This window comes from Exiguobacterium sp. FSL W8-0210, from assembly GCF_038006045.1.
Taxonomy (GTDB): Bacteria; Bacillota; Bacilli; order Exiguobacteriales; family Exiguobacteriaceae; genus Exiguobacterium_A.
The window spans coordinates 1,182,835-1,197,600 of record NZ_JBBOUK010000001.1; the positions used below are offsets into that span (position 1 = coordinate 1,182,835).

General features: G+C 48.6%; 14 protein-coding genes. 13 read left to right on the forward strand and 1 reads right to left on the reverse strand.

What is annotated here, in order from left to right; all coding sequences use genetic code 11:
* Positions 1–43 precede the first annotated feature (43 nt).
* The 3 genes from MKY22_RS06080 to MKY22_RS06090 are packed head-to-tail and all read left to right on the forward strand — an operon-like array spanning position 44 to position 2,680.
* Positions 44–865, forward strand: coding sequence for a LysR family transcriptional regulator (locus MKY22_RS06080; RefSeq protein ID WP_341087449.1), 822 nt, complete (start codon positions 44–46; stop codon positions 863–865).
* A gap of 27 nt (positions 866–892) precedes the next feature.
* The gene (locus MKY22_RS06085; RefSeq protein ID WP_341087451.1) at positions 893–2,077 is read left to right on the forward strand and encodes an RtcB family protein; all 1,185 of its coding nucleotides are present in this window, start codon (positions 893–895) and stop codon (positions 2,075–2,077) included.
* A 33-nt stretch (positions 2,078–2,110) separates the two neighbouring features.
* The gene (locus MKY22_RS06090) at positions 2,111–2,680 is read left to right on the forward strand and encodes a hypothetical protein (protein WP_290777497.1); all 570 of its coding nucleotides are present in this window, start codon (positions 2,111–2,113) and stop codon (positions 2,678–2,680) included.
* Between the two features lie 33 nt (positions 2,681–2,713).
* Here the strand turns inward: MKY22_RS06090 and MKY22_RS06095 are convergent, their stop codons facing one another.
* On the reverse strand, positions 2,714–3,208 hold the full coding sequence (locus tag MKY22_RS06095; RefSeq protein ID WP_195865405.1) for a hypothetical protein: 495 nt from the start codon (positions 3,206–3,208) through the stop codon (positions 2,714–2,716).
* A gap of 257 nt (positions 3,209–3,465) precedes the next feature.
* Between MKY22_RS06095 and acnA the strand changes: the two genes are divergently transcribed.
* From acnA to MKY22_RS06145, 10 genes are all read left to right on the forward strand, one after another.
* Positions 3,466–6,192 carry an aconitate hydratase AcnA gene (acnA, locus tag MKY22_RS06100; RefSeq protein ID WP_290777500.1) on the forward strand — a complete coding sequence of 909 codons (2,727 nt, stop codon included), beginning with the start codon at positions 3,466–3,468 and terminating at the stop codon, positions 6,190–6,192.
* 57 nt (positions 6,193–6,249) lie between these two features.
* The gene (locus tag MKY22_RS06105) at positions 6,250–6,714 is read left to right on the forward strand and encodes a DUF3939 domain-containing protein (protein WP_023467798.1); all 465 of its coding nucleotides are present in this window, start codon (positions 6,250–6,252) and stop codon (positions 6,712–6,714) included.
* A gap of 189 nt (positions 6,715–6,903) precedes the next feature.
* Positions 6,904–7,611, forward strand: coding sequence for a hypothetical protein (locus tag MKY22_RS06110; protein ID WP_290777502.1), 708 nt, complete (start codon positions 6,904–6,906; stop codon positions 7,609–7,611).
* A 76-nt stretch (positions 7,612–7,687) separates the two neighbouring features.
* On the forward strand, positions 7,688–9,931 hold the full coding sequence (locus MKY22_RS06115) for an AAA family ATPase (RefSeq protein ID WP_290777504.1): 2,244 nt from the start codon (positions 7,688–7,690) through the stop codon (positions 9,929–9,931).
* A 12-nt stretch (positions 9,932–9,943) separates the two neighbouring features.
* Complete coding sequence (locus tag MKY22_RS06120; RefSeq protein ID WP_341087460.1) at positions 9,944–10,381, forward strand: acyl-CoA thioesterase; 438 nt, start codon at positions 9,944–9,946, stop codon at positions 10,379–10,381.
* 239 nt (positions 10,382–10,620) lie between these two features.
* Entirely contained in the window at positions 10,621–11,649 is a 1,029-nt protein-coding gene (locus MKY22_RS06125) for a M15 family metallopeptidase (RefSeq protein WP_029341280.1), read from the forward strand.
* Positions 11,650–11,666: 17 nt separating this feature from the next.
* Positions 11,667–12,281, forward strand: a complete 615-nt coding sequence (gene plsY / locus MKY22_RS06130) for a glycerol-3-phosphate 1-O-acyltransferase PlsY (RefSeq protein ID WP_214729537.1) — start codon at positions 11,667–11,669, stop codon at positions 12,279–12,281.
* A gap of 191 nt (positions 12,282–12,472) precedes the next feature.
* Entirely contained in the window at positions 12,473–13,237 is a 765-nt protein-coding gene (locus MKY22_RS06135; protein ID WP_047391234.1) for a DeoR/GlpR family DNA-binding transcription regulator, read from the forward strand.
* 25 nt (positions 13,238–13,262) lie between these two features.
* Complete coding sequence (locus MKY22_RS06140; protein ID WP_050678318.1) at positions 13,263–13,925, forward strand: copper homeostasis protein CutC; 663 nt, start codon at positions 13,263–13,265, stop codon at positions 13,923–13,925.
* Positions 13,926–14,111: 186 nt separating this feature from the next.
* Positions 14,112–14,747, forward strand: coding sequence for a DUF975 family protein (locus MKY22_RS06145; RefSeq protein ID WP_214729539.1), 636 nt, complete (start codon positions 14,112–14,114; stop codon positions 14,745–14,747).
* Positions 14,748–14,766: the final 19 nt, after the last annotated feature.

A 14,766-nucleotide genomic window follows, 5' to 3' on the forward strand; every position in this document is an offset into this window, starting at 1 on the left:
CATATATCTTTATACATGAAAACATATGAAAGAGATGATGAATATGGATTTACGCCAGTATCGCTATTTTTGTGCGGTCGTCGAGGAACAATCCGTCACGCGGGCAGCGGAGCGCTTACGGATGGCACAACCTGCCTTGACGCAACAAATCCGACGAATGGAAGAAGAGTTAAGCGTTCGCCTAATCGAGCGGGCAGGGCGCGGAATCCGGATCACACCAAGCGGCAACCGCTTATATGAACGGGCGGTTTCATTGCTACAGTTTGAGCAGGAGACACGAATGGAATTAAGCGACATCGAAGCCGGACGAACAGGGATTTTGCGGATTGGTGTCAACACGTTATCAGCCAGTCGGCTTGTTGACTGGATCGAACAGATGAAACGACGACATCCTGGTATTATCTTACAAGTTCACCAAGGAGAATCGAGTGCGCTCATCGAACGGTTAAAAGAGCGGTCACTTGATGCAGCGTTGGTCCGTTTGCCGATTGATGCGCAAGGCGTCTCGATTGAATGGATGGAGGAAGAACCGTTTCATCAAGTCTGGCACCCTGATCATCCGACAGCGGATCTCATCATTCCAAGTCAGGAAGGGCTTGGTGTCTTTCAGACATTAAGTCAACGGCTCGGTGTCGTATCGCAAGAGACGTGTTCTGACGTCTTGACACTAATCGGACTCGTTCGGAAAGGGAAGGCTGTGACCGTATTGCCGGAGAGTACGTTGCGGGAACTGGACACGGCAGGACTGCATCAGACATACCTGTCAGGTGCAGCGAGTACGACAGCCTTCGCCTGGTTGACGGAGACGGGACCGACGACACTGACGAAACAATTCATTGAAATCATGCAAGAAACAGTAGAATAATTAAATGGATAAGAAAGGAACAATCGAATGAAAACGATTCAAGGCACATATGGGGAAGCAAAGATTTTCACGGACAACGTCGACGAACTGACGATTAAGCAAGTAACAGCCATGTTGGAGGAACAATTTGCGACAGATAGTCGCGTTCGGATCATGCCGGATTGTCACGCTGGAAAAGGGTCCGTCATCGGAACGACGATGCATGTGACGGACGAGGTCGTACCGAATCTCGTTGGTGTCGATATCGGTTGCGGGATGTTATGTACACGACTTGCTGAACAAGAACCAATCGATTATGCGAAACTTGACGCGACGATTCAGCGTCTCGTTCCAAGTGGCATGTCGGTACGCCAGCAAGCCCATCCATTGTCAGAACAGGTACCGTTTGATCAAGTACTTGCACCGTTCAACGAGACACGGGCACGGTTGTCGATCGGGACGCTCGGTGGAGGGAATCATTTCATCGAACTGAACCAGGATGCAGCAGGACAGCGCTATCTCGTCATTCATTCTGGTAGTCGCAATCTTGGGAAGACGATTGCCGAACATTATCAAGCAGAAGCGGAAACGGCACGCTTCCAATTTGACGCGGACCGAGTCATCGCCGAATTGAAGCAACAAGGGCGCGAGTCGGAGATTCAAGCCACCTTACAGCAATTGAAGGAAAAACGGTCTACGTTTAACAAAGATTTAGCATCTGTTTCTGGCGAAGCGATGGAGCGTTACCTCCATGATCTTAAGATTGCCCAACGATACGCAGCATTGAACCGTCAAGCGATGACTGAAGTTATTTTTGAAGCGATGGGATGGACGGTAGCGGATCAGTTCGATACGATCCACAACTATATCGATCTTGACGCGATGATTCTACGAAAAGGTGCCATCTCTGCAAAAGCCGGCGAGCGGGCAATCATTCCGATGAACATGCGTGACGGCTCCTTGATCGTCGTTGGAAAAGGAAATCCTGATTGGAACTATTCCGCACCACACGGGGCAGGTCGTATCATGTCACGATCAAAAGCATTCAAAACTGTTGAACTGGATGCGTTCGAAAAGACGATGACTGATGTCTGGTCAAGTTCAGTCGTCGCATCGACGCGTGACGAGTCGCCGTTCGTCTACAAACCGATGGATGAAATCATCCGTAACACGAAAGAAACGGTCGATGTCGTCGAGGTCATTAAACCGCTGTATAACTTTAAGGCGAAGTGATAGAAGGATATCAACAATGGGGGAGGATGTTCTATGAATTATAAGGGGACTATGTTGATTCTGTTTTCAAGTGTGTTTTTAATCGCTGGATGCAAGGATGAGGCGGTCGCGACGGAACAGAAAAAAGTAGAAGTCAAAACTACTACGCATACGAATCAAACGAAACACCCCATCTTAAATCCAGTTCAGTATGAAAAGCTGTTCAAGCATATGAATGAACACTTGAAGATGAATCAGTTTCAGTTGAAGGGAAGTACGATCGGTGCAGACTTCACGGCTGTCGACCAATCCTTGAGTTTTGGGAAAAGACGATGGTTAACGGTTGACGGAACGATTGACACGCCATCGACCCAGGAGACACTTTATTTTGAAAACGAAAAACAAGATACGCGGTTAGCGATTCATTTTGCGTATACGGATCGATACATAGGCAATGATTTGGTTCAGTATCAATCAAACGGTGATTACGGCGAGCTCCTCATCATCAGCTACAAAAATATCCTCATAACCGTGCAACACAATTCTATACAGAAAGTCGATCCTGACACGACACAGGAAACAGCAAAACAGGTAATCCAGGAATTAAAAAACGTTCCCGTTTAAAACGAGAACGTAAAGAAGACAACTTTGATTTGATTAGACCGTACCATCCGGTAATGTCTCACCTGTCCGGCGAATCGTCGCGCCAAGTTCAGCGGCGATCGCATTGACGGCTTCTGAATCTTCGTTGACTTCACTGATCAAGATGACACCGTAATGGTCGGGATCAATCTGATTCAGCGTCCGGTTGAATAAATCAAACGATTCCCGTTCATTCTTTTCATCCCGGTTCGCACCGATCAAATAACCAGCAACGGAACCGACGAGCATACCGAACGGACCTCCGACGACACCGATCGCCATGCCGATCAATGAGCCTTTAAAGGATTGGTCCTGTTGCGTGAAGTCGATGGCATCGATAAAAGAGAAGCCCTCTGCTTCGTCACGTTTTGCGAGAACCATCTGATCCATCTCGATTTCCTTAATTGCCTCAAGATCCTTAATCATCGCAAAGCCTGTTTTTGCTTTTTCTAAATCACTGAAAATGATTGTCGTAATAACGTGCGTTGCATCGCTTTTATATTTCGCCATAATAAACGCCTCCACAAGAATCGGATATCGTACTACACTTTTTAAGTACCCTGAACATTCTAAATGGAAACGCCTGACTGGAAATATGAGAAAAACAGGACAACAGAATAATTTTCTAATATTGGCAATAAGTAAAACTTATCGAAAGTCTTTTGTTCTTTCAAATTGTAACGGAATCCATATTATACTATGATAGAACTGTACAAGTAAGCGGTATCAGGGGCTTGATGTCGTGAACACTTAAAGGGGGAATCACCATGAAGCAAACAGATGTGTCGCAAGATGTCTTTGGCGCACGCCGTTCGTTTGAAGCAAACGGTAAGAATTATCAGTACTATAGTCTTGAAAAATTGGAAGAACTCGGATTGACGGAAGTCAAACGTCTTCCATACTCGATTCGTGTCCTACTCGAGTCAGTACTTCGTCAACAAGATGGTCGTTCGATCACACGTGAACACGTCGAGAACTTGGCGAAATGGGGAACAGCTCAAGTTTCGAACGATGTCGATGTTCCGTTCAAACCGTCACGCGTCATCCTTCAGGATTTCACAGGTGTTCCAACGGTCGTTGACCTCGCGTCACTTCGTAAAGCCATGCAAGATCTCGGTGGAGACCCATCGGTCATCAACCCAGAAGTACCAGTCGACCTCGTCGTTGACCACTCGGTTCAAGTCGATGCTTACGGTTTTGCTGGAGCACTTGCAGAAAACATGGATCTCGAATTCGAACGTAACGAAGAGCGTTACAAATTACTTCGCTGGGCGACATCGGCATTCGATAACTACCGTGCCGTACCACCCGCAACAGGGATCGTCCACCAAGTTAACCTTGAGTACTTGGCATCTGTCGTCCTCGAAAAGGAAACAGCAGACGGTACAGTTGATGTGTACCCGGATACACTCGTCGGAACGGACTCACATACGACGATGATCAACGGTCTTGGCGTCCTCGGTTGGGGAGTCGGTGGGATCGAAGCGGAAGCGGGCATGCTCGGACAGCCGTCATTCTTCCCAGTACCTGAAGTCATCGGTGTACGCATCACAGGTGAGATGCACCCAGGAACGACAGCAACAGACGTTGCCCTTCGTGTAACGGAAATGCTCCGTCAAGAGAACGTCGTCGGTAAATTCGTCGAGTTCTTCGGTCCATCACTCCACTTGATGTCATTATCTGACCGGGCAACAATCGCGAACATGGCGCCAGAATATGGTGCGACATGTGGATTCTTCCCAGTTGACACAGAAACATTGACGTACCTTCGTCTGACAGGTCGAGATGAAGAATTGATCGAAAAAGTCGAGAACTACTCGAAAGCAAACGGTTTGTTCTACACGCCACAAAACGAAGATCCAACATTCACGAAAACAGTCGAACTTGATCTTTCGACAATCGTTCCTGCCCTTGCTGGACCAAAACGTCCACAAGACCGGATCGATTTGACGGATGTTCATACATCATTCAAAAAAGCGTTGACGGCTCCACAAGGAAACGCTGGATTCGGCTTAGCGGAAGAAGAAGCGAACAAAGTCGCTGTCGTTCAGTTCGAAGACGAAGCAGTTGAAATGCGTACGGGTGACGTTGCGATCGCTGCGATCACGAGCTGTACGAACACATCAAATCCATATGTCATGATCGGTGCGGGACTCGTCGCGAAAAAAGCGATCGAACTCGGTCTTTCGGTTCCAAAATACGTCAAGACATCACTTGCGCCAGGATCGAAGGTCGTTACGGATTACCTCGAGAAATCAGGACTCCAAACGTACCTTGACGAACTCGGATTCAACACGGTCGGTTACGGCTGTACGACATGTATCGGTAACTCTGGTCCACTCGACCGCGCTGTCGAAGACGCGATCCTCGGTTCAGACTTACTCGTTTCGTCTGTCCTCTCAGGTAACCGTAACTTCGAAGGTCGTGTCCACCCGCTCGTTAAAGCGAACTATTTGGCTTCACCACCACTCGTCGTCGCGTATGCACTTGCAGGAACAGTCGACGTCGATATCATGAACGCGTCACTCGGAACAGGCAAAGACGGACAAGAAGTCTTCTTCGCTGACATCTGGCCGTCACGTGATGAGATCCAAACGATCATCAACACGGTCGTCACACCAGAAAGCTTCCGTGCAGAATACGATTCAGTCTTCACAGGAAACGAACGTTGGAACAACCTTGACGTGCCAACAGGGGATCAGTACGACTTCGACGGTGAGTCGACGTACATCCAAAACCCACCGTTCTTCGAGAACTTGGCGAAGGAAGCTGGTCAAGTCGAAGCACTCAACGGACTCCGTGTCTTCGGTAAGTTCGCTGATTCGGTCACGACGGACCACATCTCACCAGCGGGTTCATTCTCGAAAACGACACCAGCCGGTCAATACCTCGTCAATAAAGGGGTTGCACCAAAAGACTTCAACTCATACGGTTCACGTCGTGGTAACCACGAAATCATGATGCGCGGAACGTTCGCGAACATCCGCATCCGTAACCAAGTCGCACCAGGTACAGAAGGTGGCTTCACGACGTACTGGCCAACAGGCGAAACGATGGCGATGTACGATGCTGCAATGAAGTACAAAGAAGATGGCACAGGTCTCGTCATCCTCGCTGGTAAAGATTACGGTATGGGTTCTTCACGTGACTGGGCAGCAAAAGGAACGAACTTGCTCGGCGTCAAAGCCGTCATCGCGGAGAGCTTCGAGCGGATTCACCGTTCAAACCTCGTCATGATGGGTGTTCTTCCACTGCAATACGTGGCAGGTACGACAGCTGAAACACTTGGTTTAACAGGTGAAGAAGCAATCAGCATCGCAATCGATGAGTCTGTTCGTCCACGTGACATCGTTAAAGTCACAGCAACAGCGGCAGACGGAAAAGTCACTGAATTCGAAGCGATCGCTCGTTTCGACTCAGAAGTCGACATCGATTACTATCGTCACGGCGGGATCCTTCCAATGGTCCTTCGTGAGCGTCTCCAACAATCATAAGTTGTCTAATCAAAGGTGGGGGAAACCCCACCTTTTTTTGACGAGAGGAGGAAAAAGGTGAACCGATTCAAGAAGTGGTTTCAACCGAAGGAAGACCAGCCGTTGCCGATGCGTGACGTGACGCTTGATGAAGTCAAACAAGCGACGCATGCCTTTGAATCCGAACTACCGAAAGGGACGAATCGGACAGTGCTTCTAGATAATGAGCAACGCATCGACTTAAAGCAGCTGGAGCCGTATTTGAAAGCACGTTCGACACAAGTGTTTTACATGTCGCGTGAGACATTCACCATCATGGAGGCAAAAGACCGGGAACTCGTCTATGAGATGGATCATGTCCAGGTTGCCGTCGATCGCTATTTTGACCGGGTGAAGAAACTCCCGTTGAAACCATATAGCAAAACGTTTCAAGTCGACTGTGCGATGTTGTTTCAAGATGGCTATTTGCGTGAAATGCCGCATCATAGCTATTACTTGGTCGATGAGTCGATGATCGTCTCGCTGACGCCGAAGGAAGCATAAACGTAATCAAGGGTGGACCGAATTCATTCGGTTCGCCTTTTTTGTCGTCCTGACCGTTTTCTGATTTGTTCAAAAGTCTGACGAATTTAGTCAGAAATCGTGAAATCTCGGACAAACCCTTTGTATTCTCCTTATAAAACCGATACGATGATAAGGAATAGAGACTTGAGCTAGGAAGGTGTACATGGCATGACGAAACGAACGAGCACGTGGATTGCAGTAGCAATCGTGGCAATGGCGATCCTCCTTGCCTACAATTTTTATCTCTTGAACAAGACGCAGACCGCAAGCGATGAAAAAGCCGCGACGGTCAAACCGTTTTATACGATGACACGCATCCATTATGTTGAGAAGAAGCTCGCGACGAAAAAAGATGAACTTGAATCACGCACGTATGAAGTCGTCTTTAATGACAAAGGTCATTTCCGGACAGAAGTCGTAGACGGTCCGTCAAAAGGATCGCTTGCAATCTGGAACGGGACGATGTTCCGTGAGTATGATGCGACAGGGAAGTTAGTCAATGAGACGAAAGCTGGCAAAAGTGTCAGTGCGCCGCGCCCATTCCTCTCACGTGGCTTCAACGAACAGATCCTCGCCTTCATCAACAAAGGTGACTTTGGACAAGTCGAGGGAGAAGCGGACATCGCCGGAATGGCAGCGGACGTGTATGTGAAAAAAGAACCGTCCAGCACGGTACCAGAAGAATGGATCAAACAATATCCATCGATCTTCGATAAAGAAAACAACCAAGAACAAGCAACGTATTATGTCGCTTCCGACCGTTCGAAAGTACTCGGTGCGGAGTCACGCAATAACGGTAAATTGTTCTACTCTGTCAAGATGAAGAGTTTTGAAACGATCGATACGTTCGATCCGGATTGGTTAAAAGCAAAATAAACAAGAAACGACCGGCGATGACGCTACGAAACGGTAGCGGGCAAAGTCGGTTTTTTCGAGACGCAGGAGGTTCAACATGGAAGCATTCTCGAAAGAGGAGATGTTCAATCAAATCAAAGCGTGGGAAGAGGGCGCGAAGGTCGAGGAGGTGCTCGCGCTACGTTATGCTCAAAGTAGCCGGTTGCTTGGAGAGACGGAAGCACTCGTCCGCATCTTGGCGTTACTCGTCGAACATCGCTATATCATGACAGGACGACTGGATGCCTTAGCTGAGAGTTGGATGCAAGAAATCCGTCAGCATGGTCGATTGCCAGCCCGTCTTGAGCAGTTGTTGACGGAACAACAATTACAAAGTACGTATCAGCGCCTTGTCGCGCATACGTTTCCGACGATTCGCGAGACGGACAATGCGAACGCCAAACGATCAGCGACGAAGGAACTGATTCTCCAAGCAAGTCAAATCGTCGAGGAGACGGAACAAATCGTCGAACTGACGGAACGACTTCGTCGGTTGGATGCCGGACGCTGGACGGAACTGTTCGAGGCTGGAACGGCATTACTGCGTTCGAGTGCCACGCTTGAACAGACAGCACAGACATTCGTCGATAGCCTACAAGAGCGCTTCTATTCCCGGGAAGCGTTCCGCGAGATGACGGAACTGAAAGCGACGACGATCCAGGATCTCAAACGTGTCGTCGCTTTGCTCCCTGTCGAAAGCAAACAAGTCGAACGTTCAGCACTCGAGGAACTTGACGCGATGATTGGTCTCGAAGACATCAAACAACGGGTCCATCATATGTATCGTTTCTTGAAGTATCAACAAAAACGATCGGAAGATGGCTACCGTTCAAGCGATCAACCATCGCTACACATGATCTTCATGGGTAATCCCGGAACCGGAAAGACGACCCTTGCCCGTCTGATGGCGAAGATCTACCATGAACTCGGACTACTCGAACGACCGGAAGTCGTCGAGACGGATCGTTCGTCGCTTGTTGGTGCCTTCGTCGGACAGACGGAAGAACAGGTCATGAGCAAGGTCCGGGAAGCTGTCGGAGGTGTACTCTTCATCGATGAAGCCTACGCCTTAAAGCGTGCCGGACAAAGTGGGAACGACTATGGGCAGGCAGCGATCGATACGCTCGTCGCTGCGATGACGAGTGGGGAATATGCAGGGCGATTTGCGGTTGTGCTTGCTGGATACCCAGAAGAGATGCGTGATTTCCTGAAGGCGAATCCTGGACTCCGGAGTCGTTTCCCGGAGTCAAATCATTATCTACTCGCTGACTATACGGATCAGGAGCTGCTCGCCATCGGACGTTCGATCGCGACCGCGAACGATTACGTCTTGACGGAACAAGCAGAGCGGGCGTTGCTCGGACGGCTTGAGCGAGAACGAGTTGACGCCAGTTTCGGAAATGGACGCGCCGTCCGTAATATCGTGCTTGATGCGATCTTCAAGAAGGGATCAAGCCTTGGAGAGAGTGCCAGTCACGAAGACTTTGCCTTACTCGAACAAGAAGACTTCGAGATGGTGCAAGAACCGGACGCGACGGTAGAAGAACGGATCGCTTCGCTCGTCGGATTGTCTGATCTAAAGGATGAATTGAAACAGATCGAAGCCTTATTATCAATGCAAAAACGCCGTCGTGAAGCCGGTTATAAGGTATTACCGGTCGAACTGCATGCGGTCTTTAGCGGCAATAGTGGAACCGGTAAGACGACTGTCGCTCAGCTTTATGCCGATGTCTTACGACAATGCGGCTATTTAAAACGCGGACACTTGAAAGTCGTCAGCCGAGCTGACCTCGTCTCCGGATATGTCGGACAGACCGCGCAAAAGACACGCGACGCGATTCGAGACGCGCTGGGTGGTGTCTTATTCATTGATGAAGCCTATGCGTTAAACGGTGGAGCAAATGACTTCGGGAAGGAAGCCATCGATACGCTCGTGGATGAGATGACGAAACATCAAGACAATCTCGTCGTCGTCCTTGCAGGTTACGAGCAACAAATGAACGCCTTGCTCGCGAGTAATCCGGGATTGAAGTCGCGCTTCAAGCGGTCGTTCCACTTCCCAAATTATTCGCCAGACGAGTTGATTCAAATCATTGAAGGATATGCGGCACGATTCGGATATGAGCTGACGGAGGACGCGCGACAGACGCTTACCGAGAAGATTGATGTCGTTCCGAACGGAAACGCACGGGCGGCGATCACGATCGTCGAACAGGCGATCGCGAAACAATCGATGCGATTAATTGACAAAGTTAGCTTATCCGGTTCAGAATGGTCCTATCTTGAAAAAGAGGATTTTTAAGGGGGAAGCTACATGCATACGATTGAAATACCTGTTCGGTACGCCGAGACGGACATGATGGGCATCGTCTATCATTCGAACTATCTCGTCTATCTGGAACTGGCACGGACAGAATTAATCCAGTCCTTGGGTCTTAATTACAAGGAGATGGAAGATGCGGGTTATGTCTCCCCGGTTACGAATGTCAATCTCGATTATAAGCGCTCGTTGACGTACGGTGATACGGCGGTCGTCACGGTCTGGATTGATCATTACGATGGCTTACGGACGATTTATGGTTATACCGTCAAGCATCCAGACGGAAAACTTGCGGTATCGGCAAAGACGACACATGTCGTCGTCAAGAAGGAAAACTTCCGACCGATTCGTTTGCCGAAGGTGTTCCCAAACTGGCACGATATCTACGAGAAGATGAGTGAGACGGACGCAACACTCTTAACGGAAGCATGAAGATGTACAACAATAGCGGGATCGATTTTATTGAATCGGTTCCGCTTTTTTCATTTATTTAGTCAAAACATTAAAAGTTAGCACTTGGTACTAACGACCGATGACAAAGTCGGGATCATTTGCGAAAATAAAGATGCTGAAGTAAGGTAGGGACTTACTCCATCTGTCGGAAGTAGACTCGACGGATGGAACGATTAGCGGTAACATAGAGAAGCATAAAAAGAAGAGGGGTCTTACTCATGAAAAAAATCGTAACCGTCAGTACGTTAGCGCTTCTCCTTGCAGGATGTAATCCTGGGGATCAACAAGCGGATGATACAACGAAAACGGAACAGAAATCAGATGAGACAAAACAATCAAACGACGAAACGAAAAAAGAAGACACAGCAAAAGACACGAACAAAGAAGAAACAAACAAAACAGACGAAACAACAAAAGACGATACGTCAGAAGAAGCAAAACAAGAAGACAATTCGTCTGATGCAACGCAAGAAAATCAAGAATCTTCAGATGAAACGAAAAAAGAAGAAGAACAAAAAGACGATACACCAGCTTCAGAGAACAAAACAGAGGACAAAAAAGATGAATCGACGGATAAACCGGACAGTTCGTCTCAGGATCCAGAACAAGAGAAACCGTCGAAACCAGAAGATGAGACACCGGACGTTGATAAATCAGCAGATGCTAAAGCAGATCTATCACTTGGTAATCTCGTCGTCGTCAATAAGAAATACAGCTTACCGATCGACTACAAACCATCGGATCTCGTCGTACCAAACGTCAGCTTCTCATACTCAGGTGTACTTGAGCAGAGCTACATGCGGGCGCCAGCTGCGAAACAGATGGAAAAGATGTTTGCCGCTGCTAAAAAAGAAGGCGTGACATTAAACGCTGTCAGTGGATTCCGTTCAGGCGAACGTCAAAAAGTATTGTATAATAATTATGTCGCACGTGATGGCAAGGCAGCTGCTGATCAATATTCAGCACGTCCTGGTCATAGTGAGCACCAGACGGGTCTCACTTTCGATATTTCAGCACCAAGCGTTGGTAACGGATTAACGGCTGCTCTTGGTGATACGAAAGAAGGGAAATGGATTGCGAATAACGCAGCGAAATATGGTTTCATCGTTCGCTACGATCGTGGCTTCCAATCACGGACAGGCTATACGTATGAGCCATGGCACATTCGTTATGTCGGTGTCGATGTCGCGACACAAATTAAAAATAACGGACAGACTCTTGAGGAATATATGAAAGTCGGTCACTAAGAGGTTGGAGGTTGACTATGATTGAAATCATAGGGATTTTAGTTCTTGGCTATCTGCTTGGTTCGATACCGTTCGCACTTCTTGTCGGGAAGTGGGGACACGGGATGGACATTCGCCAACATGGTAGCGGGAATCTCGGAACGACGAATACGTTCCGTGTCTTGGGAAAAAAGGCGGGAATCATCGTATTGATCGGTGATTTCGGAAAAGGAGCCGTCGCAAGTCTCGTTCCCATCTTGATGGGAGCAGATATACATCCGTTGTTTGCTGGACTAGCAGCTGTCATCGGTCACATCTATCCGATCTTCGCGAAGTTCAAAGGTGGAAAAGCAGTTGCAACGTCAGGTGGAATGTTGCTCGTGACGAGCCCTGTTCTGTTCATCTTCCTGCTCGTTTCCTTTTTGACGACACTTCGTCTGAGCCGGATGGTGTCGCTCAGTTCAATCGTGGCAGCAAGTGTCGGAATCGTTGTTTCCATCACGATTGGTGTCTTGACGAACGACTGGATCGTTCCGACGTTCTTTACGGTTCTTGCCATGTTCGTCATCTTCAAGCACCGCGAGAACATCCAACGGATTCGCCAAGGTACAGAGTCTAAGATTCCACTCTTTGCAAAGAAACCGTCTGAATGAGTCATTAAGACGCATCTACATCTCGTTCATTGAGATGCGGATGCGTCTTTTGTTTGTGGAAAAAGTCGGATAACGGACGAATTCAACGACATTTCATAGGAACTACACGTTTATTTACATCGGATTTACAAGACCTTTACAGATGTTCGATACACTAGAACTAGAACTTGTCTGTGAAGGGGGAAGCGCACGTGTCGTTGTTAGGAGAAGAGCGGAAATCACGCATCATGGAATGGCTGGAAGAGGAAGGGAAAGTCATGACGAAGGATTTGATCGAACGTCTCGATGTCTCGGGAGAAACGGTACGACGCTACTTAGAGGAGCTCGAACGGGAACGGCAGTTGAAGCGCGTCTATGGCGGTGCCATCTATCAAGGAGGAAAACGAGAAACACCGATCTCGCGTCGGACGGATCAGTTGTCTCGCCGTTTAGCGCGTTATGCGAAAGGATGGCTCAGCGATTATTCCTGTATCTTTCTTGGTCGAGGCGAGCCGGTCGAGCATCTGTTGCCGTATTTAACGGGGAACGCGACGATCGTCACGAACTCACTAGTGGTCGCTAGTCACTTGGAGCAGTGCCGCAAGACGGGACCGTTCAAAGGTGAAATTCGGTTACTTGGTGGGACGGTCGATGCCTATGGGCAGACGGTCGGAGTCGAAGTCTTGCAGGCGCTCGATGCCTACGCTTTTGATGCCTGTTTTCTATCGTTTGACGGTGCCGAAATCGAGCGTGGCTTCGTCAGCGATGATATTGAATCCTCGCTGATTCAAAAAGCCGTCATCAGTTGTACGAAAGACGTTTATGCCTTCTTGGCGAATGATGAATTCCAGGGCAATCGTAAATATAAGGTGGCAGAGTTCCGACGTGCGAAGATCGTCCTCAGTCCAGCCTCCTATCCACCATCGTGGGAGATGAAACTGTTCAACGAACGCGTGAACTGGATGGTCGTCTCATGATACACTGATGCGGGAGGGATGTATCATGTTAGAAATCATCGCATCGACCGTAGAAGAAGCGGTCGCAGCAGAACAAGCCGGAGCGGACCGGATCGAGCTCGTTTCTGCATTATCCGAAGGTGGGTTGACGCCGAGCTATGGACTGATTCGTCAAGTCGTCTCGACGGTCGAGATTCCAGTTCACGTCCTCGTTCGACCACATAGTAAGTCGTTCGTCTATTCGAAATCAGACGAAGAAACGATCATCACGGATATCGACTTGATCCGAGAACTCGGTGCTGCCGGGATCGTCGTCGGCTCATTGACCGCAGACGGTCGCGTCGACGAAGGCTTCCTTGGTCGAATCATCAAACATAAAGGGGAACTGTCATTGACGTTCCACCGAGCAATCGACAGTAGTCGCGATATTCTCGAAGCGGCAGAAGTGCTCGCTGATTTTCCAGAAGTCGACCGGATCTTGACGTCGGGTGGTCAAGCGACGGCGTTAGAAGGAAAAGAGACAATCGCGCGCTTGATCGAGGACCATCCGGACTTGATTATCTTACCAGGTTCCGGGATTACGCTTGAGAATGCGGAAGCACTTCTTGAGGCGACGAAGGCATCGGAACTACATGTGGGATCCGCTGTCTTACAAGACGGTATCATTCAAAAAGAACGTGTTGAGGCATTGACGCGACTTCTGCGCTAATCCTATACCGCACGAATCCATTTTTCAAATCTTATGAGATGAGAGAAATGGATTTTTTTGTATGTGTTCGTGACGGATTTTCGACGATTCCGTGACGCGTTTGAAAAGCAGAGCGGGATAACTAGGTTTTTCAACGGGACTACGCTAGAATCAAAGATGGAAATAGTGGAAATGAAGGAGTACGACATGAACCCTAAACAATTAAAACAAGACGCCCTTGGTACACTAAAAGGACGTTGGCTGGTCGGGCTAAGCATCTCGATCATCTACTTCCTTATCTTTGCGCTTGCAGCAAGCCGGATGTCCTTTGACCAAGATGACATCGACAGCATGGTCCGTTTCATCGGACTGAACATGGTCGTAACGATCGTGCTTGCTCCGGTGACGGTTGGACGAACGATTGCTTACTTACGCTTCACACGCGGGGAGTCTGCCGGCATCGGAACGTTATTCGAAGGATTTTCTTCGTTTCGACGTGCTTTCCGGACGATTGCCGCTTACGCGATCGTGACGGTATTGGTGTATGTCGGATCATTTTTGATTTTACCGGCATTGTACTTTTATCTAGCGTATCGCCTCGTCCCGTACATTTTGGTCGACCGACCGGAATTGTCGTTTTGGCAAGTGCTCGGTGAGAGTCGTCGGATGATGAAAGGGCATAAGCGTGAACTGATCATGCTTTACTTGAGTTTCATCGGCTGGGGCATCCTCGCACTACTTAGTACTGTCGGTGTCATCTTCTTGACGCCATACTTCGATACGACGATGGCACACTTCTATGAACGCTTGAAACCAACACGTCAATCCTCCATCGAGGGATGAACGAAAAAAGCCTGTACAT

Excerpts from the sequence above, each read along its gene's own strand:
- MKY22_RS06090 (WP_290777497.1), top strand. The coding sequence starts at position 2,111 with ATGAATTATAAGGGGACTATGTTGATTCTGTTTTCAAGTGTGTTTTTA.
- MKY22_RS06145 (WP_214729539.1), top strand. The coding sequence starts at position 14,112 with ATGAACCCTAAACAATTAAAACAAGACGCCCTTGGTACACTAAAAGGA.
- MKY22_RS06085 (WP_341087451.1), top strand. The coding sequence starts at position 893 with ATGAAAACGATTCAAGGCACATATGGGGAAGCAAAGATTTTCACGGAC.
- MKY22_RS06115 (WP_290777504.1), top strand. The coding sequence starts at position 7,688 with ATGGAAGCATTCTCGAAAGAGGAGATGTTCAATCAAATCAAAGCGTGG.
- MKY22_RS06125 (WP_029341280.1), top strand. The coding sequence starts at position 10,621 with ATGAAAAAAATCGTAACCGTCAGTACGTTAGCGCTTCTCCTTGCAGGA.
- MKY22_RS06120 (WP_341087460.1), top strand. The coding sequence starts at position 9,944 with ATGCATACGATTGAAATACCTGTTCGGTACGCCGAGACGGACATGATG.
- acnA (WP_290777500.1), top strand. The coding sequence starts at position 3,466 with ATGAAGCAAACAGATGTGTCGCAAGATGTCTTTGGCGCACGCCGTTCG.
- MKY22_RS06080 (WP_341087449.1), top strand. The coding sequence starts at position 44 with ATGGATTTACGCCAGTATCGCTATTTTTGTGCGGTCGTCGAGGAACAA.
- plsY (WP_214729537.1), top strand. The coding sequence starts at position 11,667 with ATGATTGAAATCATAGGGATTTTAGTTCTTGGCTATCTGCTTGGTTCG.
- MKY22_RS06095 (WP_195865405.1), bottom strand. The coding sequence starts at position 3,208 with ATGGCGAAATATAAAAGCGATGCAACGCACGTTATTACGACAATCATT.
- MKY22_RS06140 (WP_050678318.1), top strand. The coding sequence starts at position 13,263 with ATGTTAGAAATCATCGCATCGACCGTAGAAGAAGCGGTCGCAGCAGAA.
- MKY22_RS06110 (WP_290777502.1), top strand. The coding sequence starts at position 6,904 with ATGACGAAACGAACGAGCACGTGGATTGCAGTAGCAATCGTGGCAATG.